This window comes from Hoylesella pleuritidis (assembly GCF_963541955.1).
Classification (GTDB): Bacteria; Bacteroidota; Bacteroidia; order Bacteroidales; family Bacteroidaceae; genus Prevotella; species Prevotella pleuritidis.
This window is the reverse complement of the sequence record NZ_CAUTUT010000006.1, coordinates 111,029-127,613: the sequence shown is the minus strand read 5'-3', so window position 1 is coordinate 127,613 and position 16,585 is coordinate 111,029. Positions and strand designations below refer to the sequence as shown.

12 protein-coding genes are annotated in these 16,585 nt (G+C 47.6%); 5 read left to right on the top strand and 7 right to left on the bottom strand.

The features are described from left to right. Positions 1–139: 139 nt before the first annotated feature. The 3 genes from hpf to rpsU form a co-directional block, all read right to left on the bottom strand. The gene (hpf, locus tag RWY97_RS04035) at positions 140–439 is read right to left on the bottom strand and encodes a ribosome hibernation-promoting factor, HPF/YfiA family (protein WP_021582862.1); all 300 of its coding nucleotides are present in this window, start codon (positions 437–439) and stop codon (positions 140–142) included. A 22-nt stretch (positions 440–461) separates the two neighbouring features. After that, positions 462–1,346 (bottom strand): tyrosine recombinase XerC, encoded by an 885-nt coding sequence (locus tag RWY97_RS04030; protein ID WP_315565663.1) that lies wholly within the window; start codon positions 1,344–1,346, stop codon positions 462–464. Positions 1,347–1,483: 137 nt separating this feature from the next. Continuing rightward, positions 1,484–1,675, bottom strand: a complete 192-nt coding sequence (gene rpsU / locus RWY97_RS04025) for a 30S ribosomal protein S21 (RefSeq protein WP_021582827.1) — start codon at positions 1,673–1,675, stop codon at positions 1,484–1,486. A 511-nt stretch (positions 1,676–2,186) separates the two neighbouring features. Between rpsU and ftcD the strand changes: the two genes are divergently transcribed. From ftcD to hutI, 4 genes are all read left to right on the top strand, one after another. Continuing rightward, on the top strand, positions 2,187–3,890 hold the full coding sequence (ftcD, locus tag RWY97_RS04020) for a glutamate formimidoyltransferase (protein ID WP_315565661.1): 1,704 nt from the start codon (positions 2,187–2,189) through the stop codon (positions 3,888–3,890). 16 nt (positions 3,891–3,906) lie between these two features. After that, positions 3,907–5,916, top strand: coding sequence for a urocanate hydratase (locus RWY97_RS04015; RefSeq protein ID WP_315565660.1), 2,010 nt, complete (start codon positions 3,907–3,909; stop codon positions 5,914–5,916). Positions 5,917–6,068: 152 nt separating this feature from the next. Next, a complete protein-coding gene (gene hutH, locus RWY97_RS04010) occupies positions 6,069–7,562 on the top strand; it encodes a histidine ammonia-lyase (RefSeq protein WP_273178121.1) in 1,494 nt (497 codons plus the stop codon). After that, positions 7,543–8,790, top strand: coding sequence for an imidazolonepropionase (gene hutI / locus RWY97_RS04005; protein ID WP_315565658.1), 1,248 nt, complete (start codon positions 7,543–7,545; stop codon positions 8,788–8,790). Before hutH ends, hutI begins: the two co-directional genes overlap by 20 nt. Before the next feature lie 493 nt (positions 8,791–9,283). Here the strand turns inward: hutI and secDF are convergent, their stop codons facing one another. From secDF to RWY97_RS03990, 3 genes are all read right to left on the bottom strand, one after another. Continuing rightward, positions 9,284–12,295, bottom strand: a complete 3,012-nt coding sequence (gene secDF, locus RWY97_RS04000) for a protein translocase subunit SecDF (RefSeq protein WP_315565656.1) — start codon at positions 12,293–12,295, stop codon at positions 9,284–9,286. Positions 12,296–12,412: 117 nt separating this feature from the next. Next, positions 12,413–13,495, bottom strand: a complete 1,083-nt coding sequence (locus tag RWY97_RS03995) for an endonuclease/exonuclease/phosphatase family protein (RefSeq protein WP_315565654.1) — start codon at positions 13,493–13,495, stop codon at positions 12,413–12,415. 1 nt (position 13,496) lies between these two features. Next, positions 13,497–14,426, bottom strand: coding sequence for a rhomboid family intramembrane serine protease (locus RWY97_RS03990; protein WP_024991634.1), 930 nt, complete (start codon positions 14,424–14,426; stop codon positions 13,497–13,499). Between the two features lie 212 nt (positions 14,427–14,638). On the opposite strand from RWY97_RS03990, the gene RWY97_RS03985 reads away from it, so the two are divergent. Beyond that, complete coding sequence (locus tag RWY97_RS03985) at positions 14,639–14,914, top strand: HU family DNA-binding protein (protein WP_021582809.1); 276 nt, start codon at positions 14,639–14,641, stop codon at positions 14,912–14,914. Positions 14,915–15,038: 124 nt separating this feature from the next. Here RWY97_RS03985 and RWY97_RS03980 read toward each other — a convergent pair whose 3' ends face one another. Then, on the bottom strand, positions 15,039–16,382 hold the full coding sequence (locus RWY97_RS03980) for an FtsX-like permease family protein (protein ID WP_315565652.1): 1,344 nt from the start codon (positions 16,380–16,382) through the stop codon (positions 15,039–15,041). Positions 16,383–16,585 lie beyond the last annotated feature (203 nt).

Genomic DNA, 16,585 nt, shown 5'->3' with positions numbered 1-16,585 from the left:
ATTACAAATCACGTGCTCTGGCCAACTGAGCTAAAGAGGCAAATCCTTGCAGCCGTCTGGCATCGCATTAGGACGTGTTGTAAAACGGCTGCAAAGATACGGATTATTTTTTAACCGCCAAAACTTTTCTAAACTTTTTTCAATGATTTCTCATTTTTTCCTTGAATTTCGTCAATTGGACTTTCATCGAATCCACACACTGATCTACACTCTCCTCGAATGAGTCGCACGTTTTCTCCACGAACAGAGTCGTTCCGGGCACTGTCACGGTGAGACTCGCCTCTTTATTCAAGGCCGTTGCAGGTTTGACAACTTTCAATTGTACCTCTACTTTCTGAATATCCTCGTAAGACTTCTCCAACTTGGCGACTTTTTTTTCAACAAACGCCTGTAATTTCTCGGTTGCATCGAAGTGAATCGACTGAATTTTTACTTCCATAGTGATCTCCTATTTTTAAAGGTTAAGCCCTGGGATGGGCATTTGTATAAACTCGTTTCAACTGTTCAAAAGTGGTATGTGTATAGATTTCGGTGGTCGAAAGGCTCTCGTGTCCCAACAACTTCTGCACACTTTCCAACCCGGCTTCGTTGTTCAGCATTGCCGTTGCAAACGAATGGCGCAGCACGTGGGGCGTTCGCTTCTTCAAAGTAGACACCCGCGACAAGTGTTTTTTCACCTCATTGCGCACCTGCTGATGACTCATTCTATCTCCATCTTCTGTCAAAAACAGTGCATCGGAATGCTTTTCTACCTGCGAATCACGCAGACTCAAATAGCTGATAAGTGCTTGATGTAACTCTGCTCCGAATGGAATAATGCGCTGTTTGTTTCGTTTCCCTGTCACTTTCAGCTGCCGACCGACAAAGTCTACAGCCGAATCATCCACTCCGATCAACTCGGCGAGCCGAATTCCGGTTTCATAAAACAATATAATTATTGTACGCGCACGGACCTCTTTATAATCGTTCACATCCCAAGGAAGCACATCTAAAAGGCGATCCATCTCCTCTTCGCGCACGAATTGCGGCAACGGCTTATTCTTCTTCGGACCGACGACACAACGAGCTGGGTCTTCCTGAACCAAGCGACGCGACAATGCAAAACGATAAAAGGAACGCACAGCACTCAATCTCCGATTGATTGAGGTTGCGGTGTTTCCTTTATCCATCATACTCTCCATCCAATCACGGATGACATCGGCGTCTATCGACTCCCAAGAGAGATGAGTTTCCAAACTTTTGAAATACGACTCGAAGCCTTGCAGATCCTCGCCGTAACTCTTGACCGTCAGTTCCGAGCGGTTGAGCTCATATCGCAGGTAGTTCAAAAATTCTTCTGTCATCATACAACGCTGCTCCAATCATCACGATGTTTCGACTCGTTGCGAATGCCCCAAGCCATCGGCCATATGAGCAAACCACAACTTTTCGGCAACGAATGTACGAAAATTAATTCAAACTACCAAATTTCCTGCGAAGAATTTTACTCCTCCACCGAGCGCAACTTCTGAACGTAGACAGCGTGTTCCATCTTGAGTCTTTTCAAAACAGATGGCTTATCATACTGCTGACGTGCGCGTAATTCTCTTACAACACCTGTTTTTTCAAATTTCCTCTTGAACTTTTTCAAAGCTCTTTCGATGTTTTCGCCATCTTTTACTGGTACAATAATCATTCTTGTTTATTTTAAAATCTTGTTAGTACAACTGTTTTTGTGACACGTGGCCACGATTAGCGGGTGCAAAATTACAGCTTATTTGCCAATAAAACAAGTTTTTAACTGACTTTTTGTTACTTACTCTTGCAAATCGTACGATCATCGCACGAAACACCTTTCATTACCCCTTGCTATACATATGACTTTCAATCGTTTACACAGAGAAACCTAAATGCCTTGCAATTAACCATTAAACACCCGACGATTAATCGTTAATTACCCGCCGTTTAACCGTTAAATGCGCGCTGATTAACGGCTTTTCGCGTGACGATTAACAGTTAATCATCACGCGATCAATCTACCCCTATTTCACAACCAACAACTCACCGCAAAACACATTGCATTGCATTAAAAGTTAAAAGAGTTAAAACCTCAGATGATTTTCATATTAAAGATTGTCGAATCAGATAAACCTTGCTAAATTTGTGACCGTATATCAAACGTTAACTACAAACTAAACAATCATAATATGAAAAAAGAAAAACAAATCGTCGAGTGCGTTCCGAATTTCAGCGAAGGTCGAAATCCGGAAGTAATCAAGCAGATTACCGACATCATCGAGCGTTCAAAGGGCATCAAGTTGTTAGATGTCGACCCGGGCGAGGCCACCAACCGTACCGTGGTAACCTTTGTCGGGAGTCCCGAAGACGTGATAGAGGCGGCTTATCTGGCCGTAGAGAAAGCCTCGCAGATCATCGATATGCGCCTGCATCACGGTGCTCATCCGCGTATGGGAGCCACAGACGTGCTGCCGCTGATACCTGTTTCAAATATCACTCTGGACGAATGCGCCGACCTGGCACGCCGTTTGGCACAGCGCATTGCCGACAATCTCGGTGTACCCACCTACTGTTACGAAGCCGCTGCACGCACACCCGAACGCCGGAATTTGGCCGTTTGCCGAAAAGGCGAATACGAAGCACTGCCCGAAAAGGTCAATACGCCGGGTAAAGAACCCGACTTCGGGGCGCGCCCTTATGATGAGAAGCTGGCCCGAACGGGCTGTACGGCCGTCGGAGCACGCAACTTTCTCATCGCCACCAACTTCAATCTCAATTCCACTTCCACGCGTCGCGCCAACGCCATAGCCTTCGACGTACGCGAAAAAGGCCGTCCTTTGCGTGAGGGAGACGCATTGACGGGCAAGATAAAAACCGACGAACAGGGACAGCCCGTAATGCAACCGGGCACGCTCAAAGGCACGAAGGCTATCGGTTGGTATATCGATGAATATAAGATTGCACAGGTTTCGATGAATATCACCGATATAAACGCCACACCGTTGCACGTGGCATTCGACGAAGTTTGCCGTTGTGCGCAAAACCGAGGCGTGCGAATCACGGGCACCGAAATCGTGGGACTCATCCCGAAACGCACACTGATCGAGGCCGGCAAGTATTTTCTTGAAAAACAACAACGCTCTACCGGCATCCCCGAAACGGATATCATAGACATCGCTATACGCTCAATGGGCCTGTCGGATCTTAAACCTTTCAACCCAAGAGAGAAGGTAATAGAGTTCCTTTTGGAGGATATCGACAAGCAATCGCGCCTGATCGACCTCACCGTAAAACACTTTGCCGAGGAGACTTCACGTGAATCGCCGGCTCCGGGAGGTGGAACCATCGCCGCATATATGGGCGCTTTGGCTGCCGCTTTGGGTACGATGGTGGCCAATCTGTCGTCTCACAAACGCGGATGGGATGCGCAATGGGAGAAATTCAGCCGTTGGGCAGACCGCGGCCAGGAGCAAATCGCAGAGCTATTAGAACTTGTCGACGAAGACACCGAGGCTTTCAACCGCATTATGTCGGCATTCGCCCTACCCAAACAAACGGCCGAAGATAAGGCGGCTCGCAGCAAAGCTATTCAGGAAGCCACGCTTTACGCCACACAAGTACCACTGCATACAATGCAGGCTGCTTATTGCACATTCGACATCTGTCGTGCAATGGCCGAGGAAGGAAACCCCAACAGCGTGTCGGATGCCGGTGTCGGCGCTCTTGCCGCACGTGCTGCCGTACTCGGGGCGGGCCTTAATGTCAAGATCAACGCAGGCGGATTGAAAGACCGCGAGACAGCAGACATACTCATAGCAGAGGCTAACCAACTGATTGCTAAAGCCAACGAGGCAGAGAAAGAGATTATGAATATCGTGGAAAGCAAACTATAATACATCACGAACCACTATGACACAACAAGAATTTATCAACGATATCACGGGTGGAATACCCGTAGAACTGCCTCCATTGCAACCGTATGACACCTCGGTCAGTCACGCACCGAAACGCAAAGACATATTAAATGAGGAGGAAAAACGGCTCGCCCTACGCAACGCTTTACGGTATTTCCCCAAGCAACTGCACGCCGAACTGGCCCCCGAATTTGCCGAAGAGCTTCGTCGTTACGGCCGAATCTATATGTATCGGTACCGTCCGACTTATGCAATGTATGCCCGTCCGGTGAACGAATATCCTCATCATTCTGCGCAGGCTGCGGCCATTATGATGATGATTCAGAACAATTTGGATCCCCGGGTGGCCCAACACCCGCACGAACTTATCACTTACGGTGGCAACGGAGCTGTGTTTCAGAACTGGGCACAGTACCGACTTACGATGCAATACCTTAGTAAAATGACCGACGAACAGACCCTGGTAATGTACTCCGGACATCCTTTGGGACTCTTTCCATCACATAAAGACGCGCCGAGAGTTGTCGTAACAAACGGTATGGTGATACCAAACTACTCACGACCGGATGATTGGGAGCGTGACAATGCACTCGGAGTGAGCCAGTACGGACAAATGACGGCGGGCTCTTATATGTATATCGGTCCGCAGGGAATCGTTCACGGCACAACAATTACGGTGCTCAATGCAGCCCGCAAACAGTTAAAACCGGGTCAAAAGGATATTCACGGGATGCTGTTTGTATCTTCGGGACTCGGCGGAATGTCAGGAGCACAACCCAAAGCAGGTAACATTGCCGGCGTGGTTAGCGTCACGGCAGAGATCAATCCGATGGCTGCGCGCAAGCGCTTCGACCAAGGTTGGGTAGACGAACTGCACGAAAACCTCGACGAACTGATACCGGCCATCCGCCGATATGTATCCGAACGTAAAGCCGTGTCTATGGCTTACGTTGGCAATGTAGTCGATCTTTGGGAGCGTTTGGCAGCAGAAGGCATCCACGTCGACCTCGGAAGTGATCAGACTTCACTGCATAACCCATGGGCGGGAGGATATTATCCCGTCGGGATGACATTCGAATCGGCCAATAAAATGATGGCCGACGACCCCGAAGAGTTTAAAAATCGAGTGCAAGAATCGCTTCGTCGGCAGGTGAAAGCAATCAACCGACTTGCAGCCGACGGTATGTATTTCTTCGATTACGGCAATGCATTCCTGCTTCAAGCCAGCAGAGCGGGTGCGGATATTATGCTTTCGGACGGCAAATTCCGCTATCCCTCTTACGTGCAAGACATTATGGGACCGCTGTTTTTTGATTATGGGTTCGGTCCTTTCAGATGGGTCTGCGCCTCGGAAGACCCTCACGATTTGGAAATTACCGACCGTTTGGCCACCGAAGTGCTCGAAGACGAACTGCACAATGCCACACCCGACATCGCCGGTCAGCTCGAAGACAATATCCATTGGATTAAAGAAGCCGGACGAAATCATCTCGTCGTGGGTTCGCAGGCACGCATTTTGTATGCCGATTCAGTAGGACGCACCCGGATAGCATTGGCTTTCAACGACGCCGTTAAGCGTGGAGAGCTTCGCGGTCCGGTAGTTCTCGGTCGCGATCATCACGATGTTTCGGGTACGGATTCACCTTTCCGGGAGACCTCCAACATCTATGACGGCTCGCAATTCTGCGCAGATATGGCCATCCAAAACGTCATCGGAGATGCTTTCCGAGGTGCAACGTGGGTGTCAATACATAATGGCGGCGGCGTAGGTTGGGGCGAAGTGATCAACGGCGGATTCGGAATGGTGGTCGACGGAAGCCCCGATGCAGCCCGACACATCAAGAGTATGCTCTTCTGGGACGTCAACAACGGCATCAGCCGACGGTCATGGGCACGCAATTCGGGGTCGATCGACGCCATCAAACGTGAAATGGCACGCACGCCCGAGCTGCAAGTTACCCTGCCGAACTTGGTAGACGATAATCTCATTAACAATTTATTTTAACCCAATTTTTAAGAGTTGAGTAATTGACAAGTGAACAAGTAAACGAGTGAACAAGGGGAAAAAGGGATTATCTAAGTCATTATAAGGCCCCAACTATTTGTCAATCTGATTTCTTGTCAACTACCAACAGAACTTATCAAACAAACTTTCGAATGAAGATTCATCAAATCAGTGCCGATCATCTCACGATAGAGAAGATCGATGAAATCATTACCCGCGGTTACAAAATCGAACTGAGCGATGACGCTAAAGCACGAATCGTGAAGTGTCGGGAATATTTAGACAGCAAGATGAACGTAAGCAACCGCCCCATTTACGGTGTAACTACGGGCTTCGGATCGCTTTGCCACATCTCGATCGATGCCGACCAGCTGTCTCAGTTACAGAAAAACTTGGTAATGTCGCACGCTTGCGGCACGGGCGAACGTATGCCCAACGAGATCGTCAAGATAATGATGCTGCTCAAAATACAGTCAATCAGCTATGGGTATTCAGGCTCAAAGCTCGACACCGTGCAGCGACTCGTCGACTTTTTCAATAACGATGTCTACCCCATTATCTATCGCCAAGGGTCGCTCGGAGCGTCGGGCGACCTCGTTCCGCTGGCCCATCTCAGTTTGCCTTTACTCGGATTGGGCGAGGTAGAATACCAAGGCAAAGTGATAACAGGTGCCGAACTCTGTCAGAAATTCAATTGGAAGCCCATTGAATTGGGCTCGAAAGAAGGTTTAGCACTGCTCAACGGCACGCAGAATATGGCCGCTTTCGGCATATGGGCATTGATTCGGGCAGGTAAAATGCTTGATTGGGCCGACCGCATAGCGGCTATGTCGCTTGACGCTTACCAAGGATTGGTAGAACCTTTCACGCCAGCTGTCCATCGGGTAAGGCCCCATCGCGGCCAAATGGATACAGCCGAGCGGATGAGAACGCTTTTGGAAGGCAGCGAAATAGGCCAACTCGCCAAACCTTATGTGCAAGATCCCTATTCGTTCCGTTGCATTCCGCAAGTACACGGAGCCTGCAAAGACACCTATCAGTATGTAAAATCGGTCTTGGAAGTAGAAATCAATGCAGCAACCGATAATCCGACGGTGGTTCCCGAAGAAGACATTATCATCTCATCGGGCAACTTCCACGGCGAGCCTATCGCTCAACCGATGGACTTCTTAGCCATTGCACTAACCGAACTCAGCAATATCTCCGAGCGCAGAATATATAAATTAGTATCGGGAACACGCGGTTTGCCGAGCTTCCTCGTAGCCAATCCCGGCGTGAATAGCGGCTTTATGATTCCCCAATACACGGCAGCCTCGCTGGTAAGTCTTAGTAAACAGCTCAGTACACCGGCTTCCGTAGACAGCATTCCATCAAGTCAGGGGCAAGAAGATCACGTGAGTATGGGGGCAAATGCGGCCACCAAGCTGTGGAAAGTGGTACAGAACACTGAGCGGGTATTAGCCATCGAGCTTTTCAATGCAGCTCAAGCATTAGAATTCCGACGCCCGATGAAATCGTCGCCGGCCATCGAAAAGATCTTCGCCGACTATCGACGGGTGGTTCCTTTCGTTGCAGACGACACCGTGATGTACCCCTTAATCGCTGCCTCTGTTCAATTCTTGGAAAATGAATTTATTAATAACTAACATCGGAATCCTTGCAGGCATCAGGCGAAAAGGTCGTCTGCGCCTGCAAGGAAAAGAAATGCAAGAGCTCGAAACCTTGCAAAACGCTTACCTCCTTGTGGACGACGATAAGGTGAAAGGCTACGGCTTGATGGACGAGTTGTCGAAAATCGACTTGCCGGAGAGCATCACAGTTGAAGACGCCAAGGGCGGAACAGTGCTCCCTACGTGGTGCGACTCTCACACACACATCGTTTATGCAGGCAGTCGCGAGGGCGAATTTGTCGACAAAATACGCGGATTGAGCTATGCAGAAATAGCCCGTCGCGGTGGCGGAATCCTCAATTCGGCCGACCGACTGCACGAGATGGACGAAGACGAACTGTTCGAGCAGGCGATGGTACGTGTAAACGAAGTGATCAGCAAGGGCACCGGATGCATCGAAATCAAGTCGGGCTACGGACTGAACACGGCCGATGAGCTGAAAATGTTACGTGTCATACGCCGCATCGGCCAGTCGTCAGCTATTCAGGTTGTGCCTACTTTCCTTGGCGCTCACGCCGTGAGCCGCGCCTATTCGGGCCGACAGAGTGCGTATGTAGATATGTTGATCAAAGAGATGATTCCCGAAGTGGGACGCCAACAGCTTGCAAAGTACATCGATGTGTTCTGCGATGAGGGGTTCTTTACCGTCGAAGAGACAGCCCGAATATTAGAAGCGGGCGCCCGATGGGGGCTTCTTCCCAAGATTCACGCAGAAGAATTGGCTCCTTCGGGAGGCGTAGCGGTGGGCGTAGAACACGCCGCACTCTCGGTAGATCACCTCGAAAGTATGGACAAACGAGGCATTGCAATACTACAAGGAAGCTCCACGATGCCCACGTGTCTGCCCGGAACGTCGTTCTTTTTGAACCTACCCTTTGCCCCGGCACGTGCTATGCTCGATGCGGGTTTAGGCATAGCAGTGGCCAGCGACTATAATCCGGGCTCCACACCATCGGGAGATATGAAGTTCATCATATCGCTTTCGTGCATCAAAATGCGGCTAATGCCAGCCGAAGCCATCAATGCCGCCACCATCAACTCGGCTTATGCAATGGGCGAAAGCAGCACATTCGGCTCGTTAGACATCGGTTATACTGCCAGTTTCATCATCACCCATCCCATTCCCAGCATCGATTTCATTCCTTACGCTTATACAACTCCTATCATCGAAAAGGTTTATTTACGCGGGAAAAGGTATATTTGAAAGGTGAAAATGTGGAGAAATGGAAAGGTGAAAGAGGTGATTAGAGTGATAAATCATCTTTTTCACCTTTTCATTTCTCCACATTTTCACCTTTCAACTTTCACCATCGGCATTTGTTAAGTATATTACTGAAAATCAAATAGATACAAACAGCTTTACAATTAACCGTCAGTTACCTTACAAATAACGGCTAATTGCATCGCGTTTAACCGTTATTCGCTACGCATCTAACGGTTAATTAGTGTGTCATTAGCCGTTACTTGCAATAGGCTTTGTATCTAATTGATATTCAATATATAAGCCTATCAACTCAAAACATACGAACATCAGACTCAATCATATACAGAAACATCTCCGTTCTCTCTTCTTTCGCAGAAAGAACGGAGATGAAACGATGGCTAACTCATAAACAAAAAGCCCCCGCCGAACATATCGGCGGGGGAAAAGAACTATTAATGACAAAATCGCCATTTATAAGCAGATAGACAACTGCCTATGCTTGGGCAACCGCTACGGCCTCTTCCTTAATGCGATAACCTAAAACCAAGTAAGCAATCGGAGACGCAATGAAGATAGAAGACAATGTACCGAAGACAACACCGAGGCTCATCGCGAATGCAAAACTCTGTATACTCTCACCTCCGAGGAACAAAATACAGAGGAGAACTATCAACGTTGAGAACGATGTATTGACCGTACGGGCCAGCGTCTGATTGATACTGTCATTGAAAAGAGCTTGAAGACTCCGCTTGGGATGCAGTCTCATATTCTCGCGAATACGGTCGAACACCACCACTTTATCATTAATGGAGTAACCGATCACGGTCAGAATAGCACCGATAAACGTCTGGTCGATTTCCAGTGAGAACGGCATCACGCCCCAAAGTAACGAATAGAAACCGATAACTACAAACGTATCGATAGCCAAAGCGATGGTAGAACCGACGGAGAAAGCCACATTACGGAACCGAACGAGAATGTAAATAAAGATTGCAACCAATGCAAACAGCACGCTGATGATGGCGCCATAAGTGATATCTTTGGCCACAGAGGGACCTACCTTGGTGCTGCTGATGATGGAACCGCCTTGTCTTATGTCGGGATTCTTAAACGAATCGACATTCTTTTGAGATACGAGTCCGCCCTTCTTCAAAGCATTGTAGAGAATGTCTTCAGCCTCGTCGTCCACCGTAGGGCTATTACTTTCGATCTTATAGTTGGTCGACACGCGTATGGTTTTATGATCCGTACCGAGTGCCAAAGCGCTGGTGTTGCAGCTGGGGAATGCATTTGAAAGAATGCCTCGCACCTGCTCGGGTTCAACTGGACGTTCGAAAGCGATCACATAATTACGTCCGCCAGTGAAATCGATGCTCTTGCTGAGTCCGCGAACAACAAAACTAATAGCGAACACAACCAAAGCAACACTCACAAGAGCAAATGTGCGTTTGTAAATACTCATAAACGGGAAGTGCACATTCTGCATCAGATTGCGCGAAAAACGTGTAGTGAAATCGAGTTTGAGCCACTTATCGTGTTTCAAACGGTTCTCATAAACCAGTCGGGTAAGATAAACTGCTGTGAAGAATGAACACAAAATACCGATGATCCACGTCGTAGCAAAGCCTCGGATGGGGCCGGTACCGAAGACATAAAGAATAATACCGGTGATGATACTCGTCAAATTGGAGTCGAAAATGGCTGAGAACGCGTTGCTGTAACCCGCAGCAATGGCCTGTTTGATGCCTTTTCCGGCTTTGAGTTCTTCTTTGGTTCGTTCGTAAATAAGCACGTTGGCATCGACGGCAGTACCTAACGAGAGCACCATTCCTGCAATTCCGGACATTGTCAATGCTGCTTGGAAAGACGTTAAGATACCTAACGTGAAGAATAAGTTGACAAGCAGGGCACAGTTAGCCATCATTCCAGGAATGAAGTCGTACATAATGACCATATAAAGCATCAGTACGATGAAAGCGATTACAAATGAAACGACACCTTGTTGAATAGATTGTGCACCGAGCGTAGGCCCTACCACCTCCTCTTGAACAATGCGGGCGGGAGCTGGCATACGTCCGGATTTGAGTGTATTGGCCAAATCCTTAGTGTCTTCAATGGTGAAATGCCCGGTAATAGATGACTGTCCGCCATCGATTTCACCCAAAATACGAGGCGAAGTATATACTACACCATCAAGAACAATGGCTATGGCCTTGCCCACATTTGCCTTGGTGAGAGCCGACCAACGGCGAGCGCCCTCGGAATTCATCGACATACTGACCTCAGGTTGGCCTGTTGTGGGATTGAATTGATCCTTAGCGTCGGTCACAACATCACCTTCCAAAGGTGCGCGTCCATTGGAAGAGGTCATCTTCAAGGCGTGAAGCTCATAAATATTCTTAGCTCCTTGATACATATCCGTGGGCTTGGCGCTCCACAACAGCTTCACATCGGAAGGCAAGATCTGCTTGGCTACAGCCGAATGGATAACTTGATTGATGGCTGCCGTATCTCGAACATTGGCCAATCCCACCATAGAGAGCTGCCCGTTTGTAGGTTGCAACATTGCAAGAAGCGGATGAAGTTTCTTGGCTTGTGCCATTTGCGCATCCGAACTCTCCTTAACCGCATTTGCATTGGCTGCATTTACGCCTTTGAGTCGGAACTTCGGCTCAGCTGTCGGGGCCTTAGCCTGTGTTGTCTGAGTTGTATCAGCAGTTGATTTTTTTAGATTCGCCGTATCGTTCTGCTCGCTTTCGCCGTTGGCTAAGCGCTGATCGATCTGCTGCAAGTAAGGAATGATTTCGTCGGAATTGTATGTTTCCCAGAACTCTAAGTTCGCACTGCCCTGCAAAAGTTTACGCATCCGCTCGGGTTCACGTACACCCGGCATCTCAACCATTATGCGTCCTTCTTGTCCTTCGAGCTTTTGGATGTTGGGTTGAACCACTCCGAATTTATCGATACGTGTGCGAACAACATTGAAAGAGTTGTCGATAGCAGCCTGAACTTCGCTTCTCAACACTTTCTCTACCTCTGAATCGGAACTCTGCGGCGACACCTTTCCCTGCAACTGTTGTGTAGCAAAGATCTCAGCAAGGTGATGTCCCGGTGCGTTTTGATGATAATACTTGGTGAAAAGCGAGATAAAGTCAGCCTGACTAGTCTCTTCTTCTGCCTTGGCTTGCTTCATTGACTTCACGAAAGCGGGGTCGGTCTTATGGTCGGCCAGCATTTCAATCACATCAGGAACAGACACTTCGAGGATCACATTCATACCTCCTTTGAGGTCAAGACCCAGTCCTATCTGTGTCTCCAAGCATTTTTGGTAAGAGTAAATACCCAAATACTTCACCGAATCCTTATAATCCTGCTGTGCAATAGGGTCTTTCAGCTTTGCCGCTTGGCTGTCATAATAGTTCGTTGCGACTGAGAACGACAGATAAAAGATGCTTGCAAGTGTCAGCAATACGGCCGTTACAATTACAATTCCTTTGTTTTGCATTTTGTATTTTATTATATTTAATTGTTCATTCAATAACAGAATATAAGCCGTGCAAAGGTAAACAAATTTTCAGATAACAGAAAATTTATACCTCTTTATTATTCAAAAATCAGGCATTTAGCGTTTTTTTAGCCAGCAAGAGATGGGATAATGATCCGAGAAACCGAACTTATCATCCACTTCACAATTGTAAGGCACCCAGTCATCAGAGCACATCAGATTGTCAATTCGCACGTAGAAACCGTTGTGATGATATGAAATGCCCGCTCCGTTGGCCGTTGCCACATAGCAATCCGTGAGCTCGCGGGCCACAACTCGACGTGCATAAGAAATCGGACTATCGTTAAAATCGCCGCAACAGATGATGCTCCGGCCGCGATGGGCCCTTATATAGCGGGCCACGGCATCTGCCTGTGGAGCCCGTTTGCGCGCAGCCTCGGCGAGTTTGTCAATCAATCGGCGCGACTCTCGCTTAGAAGTCTCTCCTTTGAGCTGACCTTTCATCATCTCCTTAAACTGCGATTTATCTTCGGGAGATAAGCCGACACTTTCCAAATGATTGTTAATCACAATCACGGTATCATTTCCTAATTTAACGTGAAACGCTGCGCTAACATTGCCTCGCGACTCATAACGGATCTGTTCGTGCCTGAGGATAGGATATTTACTATACAATGCGATAACATCTCCACGGTTTTTCTGCACTGTATCGGCATAAAGATAATGCTTGGACATCACAGAATCAAGGTATCTCTGCCCATCAGTAGTAGCCATTTGAGATTCTTGCAGACACAGGATATCGGCATCTTGCGCAGCAAGATAATCCACAATAGGATTCGGTTTACCTTCTTCTACGGTCCAACAGGCGAACAACCATACATTGAAAGACATTACTTTGATACAGCCTTGGGGTGCTTCACGACTCACATTCACCGGGAAATATGTCCGAACAGGCCCATAACAGATGATATAACCAATGAAAGAAATCAGTGCATAACGCCATTTAAAGATCAGCCAAAACACCAAAAAGCCGAGATTCAATACCAAAAAGACCGGGAAAATGAGTCCCACAGTGGCCAAAATAGGATGACTGACAGGGTTGATACGGTCTGAATAGCCCACCAAAAACATCAGAATAACGGTGGCGACATTAGCGCCTGCCACCAATTGAACCGTCAATCGCTTCAATTGTCTGATCATCTCACTTGTTACTTTGCTCGAAAAGCCGCTGCTTTTCAGCCTTGGTCAAACTGTCGTAACCACTTTTCCGAATCTTGTCCAAGATACGATCAATCTCTTCCTGTTCGTCTTTTTTACGCGCATTGTAGTCCCAATCGGACTCATTCGGCGTATTGTCGTCAGGCCGATGCTGATCGGTCGACTTACCGGTACGCTGTTCCCACCGACTGCGCAGATTCTGAAAGAACTGTTCTCCGCGTGACTTTCCATAGCCATTTGCGGCTACCGGATGACGCTGCCAGTAACGAATCATCAGGAAACCGAATAACATTCCACCGAGATGGGCCAAATGTGCCACGTTATCTCCGGGTGTTGCAAGAGCCGAAAACAATTCGATTGCGGCATAACCACACACAAACCACTTGGCTTTAATAGGTACCGGAAGCGGGAAAATGAAGATTCTTTCCTCCGGAAAAATCATTCCGAAGGCCAGCAATATCGCATAAATAGCACCCGATGCACCCACCGTGGTCAATCCATTGAGGCCCGATGCGTTGGCTCTCATCACTTCAATAGCCTGTGAAAAGCCAATGGGTGTCTGCGAATAAAGTTCGAAATAGATGGATCCGAACTGTGCTGCCTCTTGCAAAAGACCTGCGCCGACACCACAGGAAATATAATAAAAGAGAAATTTCTGCGGTCCCCACACTCGTTCCACGACACAACCGAACATCCAAAGTGCAAACATATTGAAAAGGATATGCTCGAAACCGGCGTGCATAAACATATAAGTCACGAGTTGATAAATATGGAAATCGGAAGCCATTAAGAAATGCAGACCCAACAAGTCGTTTAAGTCGACGCCCGAAACAGACCTCAACACATACATCAAAAGAAACGCCAAGACGTTGCAGATAAGCAGATTCTTGGTCACAACAGGAATCGTTCGCATTCGAAAATCAATCAAGTTACGTTATCGTTTTATGCCCGCAAAAATACGAAAAATATCCGTTATAAAGCACAAAAACAGTCCTCGAAGCACTATTTTACGCTAAATTGCGCACTTTTTTGTGTTTTTTGTTTGATTTTCAAGATGAAAGTTCTATATTTGTCAGCGAATAACAACAAAAGAGTTAAGTATCATCCAATTTAATAAACAAAGTTATGAACAAATCAGAATTAATCGAGAAGATTGCAGCAGGAGCCGGTTTGAGCAAGGCTGATGCAAAGAAAGCCTTAGAGGCTTGTGTTGACACATTGAAGAAAGCACTTGTGGCTGGTGACAAAGTACAACTGATCGGCTTCGGCACATTCAGCGTAACCGAGCGCCCCGCACGTGAAGGTATCAACCCGGCAACCAAACAAAAGATTAAGATTGCCGCTAAGAAGGTGGCTAAATTCAAAGCCGGCGCAGAGCTTTCTGACGCAATCCAGAAGTAGGATACACTGCATACGAGAAACGGCGGTTCTTTAACGGAACCGCCGTTTTTGTGTTTATAGAGGACGAAAGAACAATTGTCAATGAGCTATTCCCAATTATCAATTGGATGAAAGACGAGAAACCTCACACATTCAAGAGGCGACGGCTGAAGTATCTAACGGGATACCATACTGCCAACCACCCCACAGTGATAACCGTAAAGAAGATAATCGTGACATCGATGTAATGCACACTCACTGGATAAGCATTGACAACGAACGACCCATCGCTGTCGCCGAGATGCACAAAACCGTATTCCTGTTGCAGCCAACACAGCAAAAGGCCCAGCAAAATTCCGATTACAGCACCGATAAACGAAATCATTCGTCCTTCGAAAAGAAATATCCGCGTGATCTGTCGGTCGTCGGCGCCGAGATTGCGAAGCGTCACCACATCGTCTTTTTTATCGATAATCAGCATCGAAAGCGAACCGATGATATTGAAACAAGCCACCACTAAGATAAAGGTCAGGAAGATATAGGCGATGATTTTTTCGATAGCCATAATCTGAAACGTGTCATCCTGCTGCTCGAATCGGTCGAGAACGCGATATTTATCACCCGCAATCTGCTGCATCTCACGTTTGACAGACTCGAGATCGCTACCCGCCTTGAGCCTCAATTCAAGCGAAGAGAGGAATCCCTGTTCACCAAACAGATTGCGCGCAAAGGCTATCGGAGCAATGATATAGCTCTTGTCGTACTTAGATTGCTTGACAGAGAAGACCACTCCGGGCGAATCAAGCGAGTCGACAACGAATGATGAGGCGGGATCAGACAGATCCGGCTGCCCATCTTTAAGCGGAGCATAGACCTTCAAACCACCTTTCCACCGCGTTCCCGTGCCTAAATCCTGTGCAAGTCGAATACCGATGGTACCGTATTGCAGGTTGCCGGCCCGCAAGTCAAAGGCTCCTTCGCCGTAAAGGATGTCCTTGATGTGGGTAAGTTCGGCAAAGTTGTCATCCACACCTTTGATGACTACCATCGCTTGTTTATCTTGATAAACGGCCAAAGCATTGTCTTCTATACACTCGGTGGCCACATCTACTTGCGAGAGTCGGCGTATTTGGGTGAGAACCGGGTCGTCAGCCGGTGCCGTTTTACCCATTACCGGCATCACCTTTAACTGCGGATCGAAATCGGTAAAGAATGAAGCAACAAGGTCGTGAAAGCCGTTGAAGACGCTGAGAACTATCACCAAAGCCATCGTTGCCACCGAAACGCCGACCACCGAGATGATACTGATGATGTTGATAACGTGCGTACTCTTCTTGGAAAAGAGATAACGGCGAGCAATAAAGAAAGAGAAAGCCCTGGTTCGGACCCTTTTTCGAGAGCTGAACGATGAGGAAAAAGGTTCACCTTCGGCCCCTCTTTCTTGGGAGAGGGGAGTAATATATTGCTCAGTTGAGTTGTTATTTTCCATTGCGTTTTTGTGACTTGAAAAACAAGAGATGGCTTTTTACCTTGCAACTAACCGTTAGTTACACTTCAATTAAGCATTACTTGCAGTGCGATTAACCGTTAGTTAGCAGCCAATTAACGATTAGTTAGCGAGCAATTAACCGTTAATGAGCGACAGACGTTCGGTAAGGCGCGAGCGAATAAGTTTTTACTTGTGGACAGATA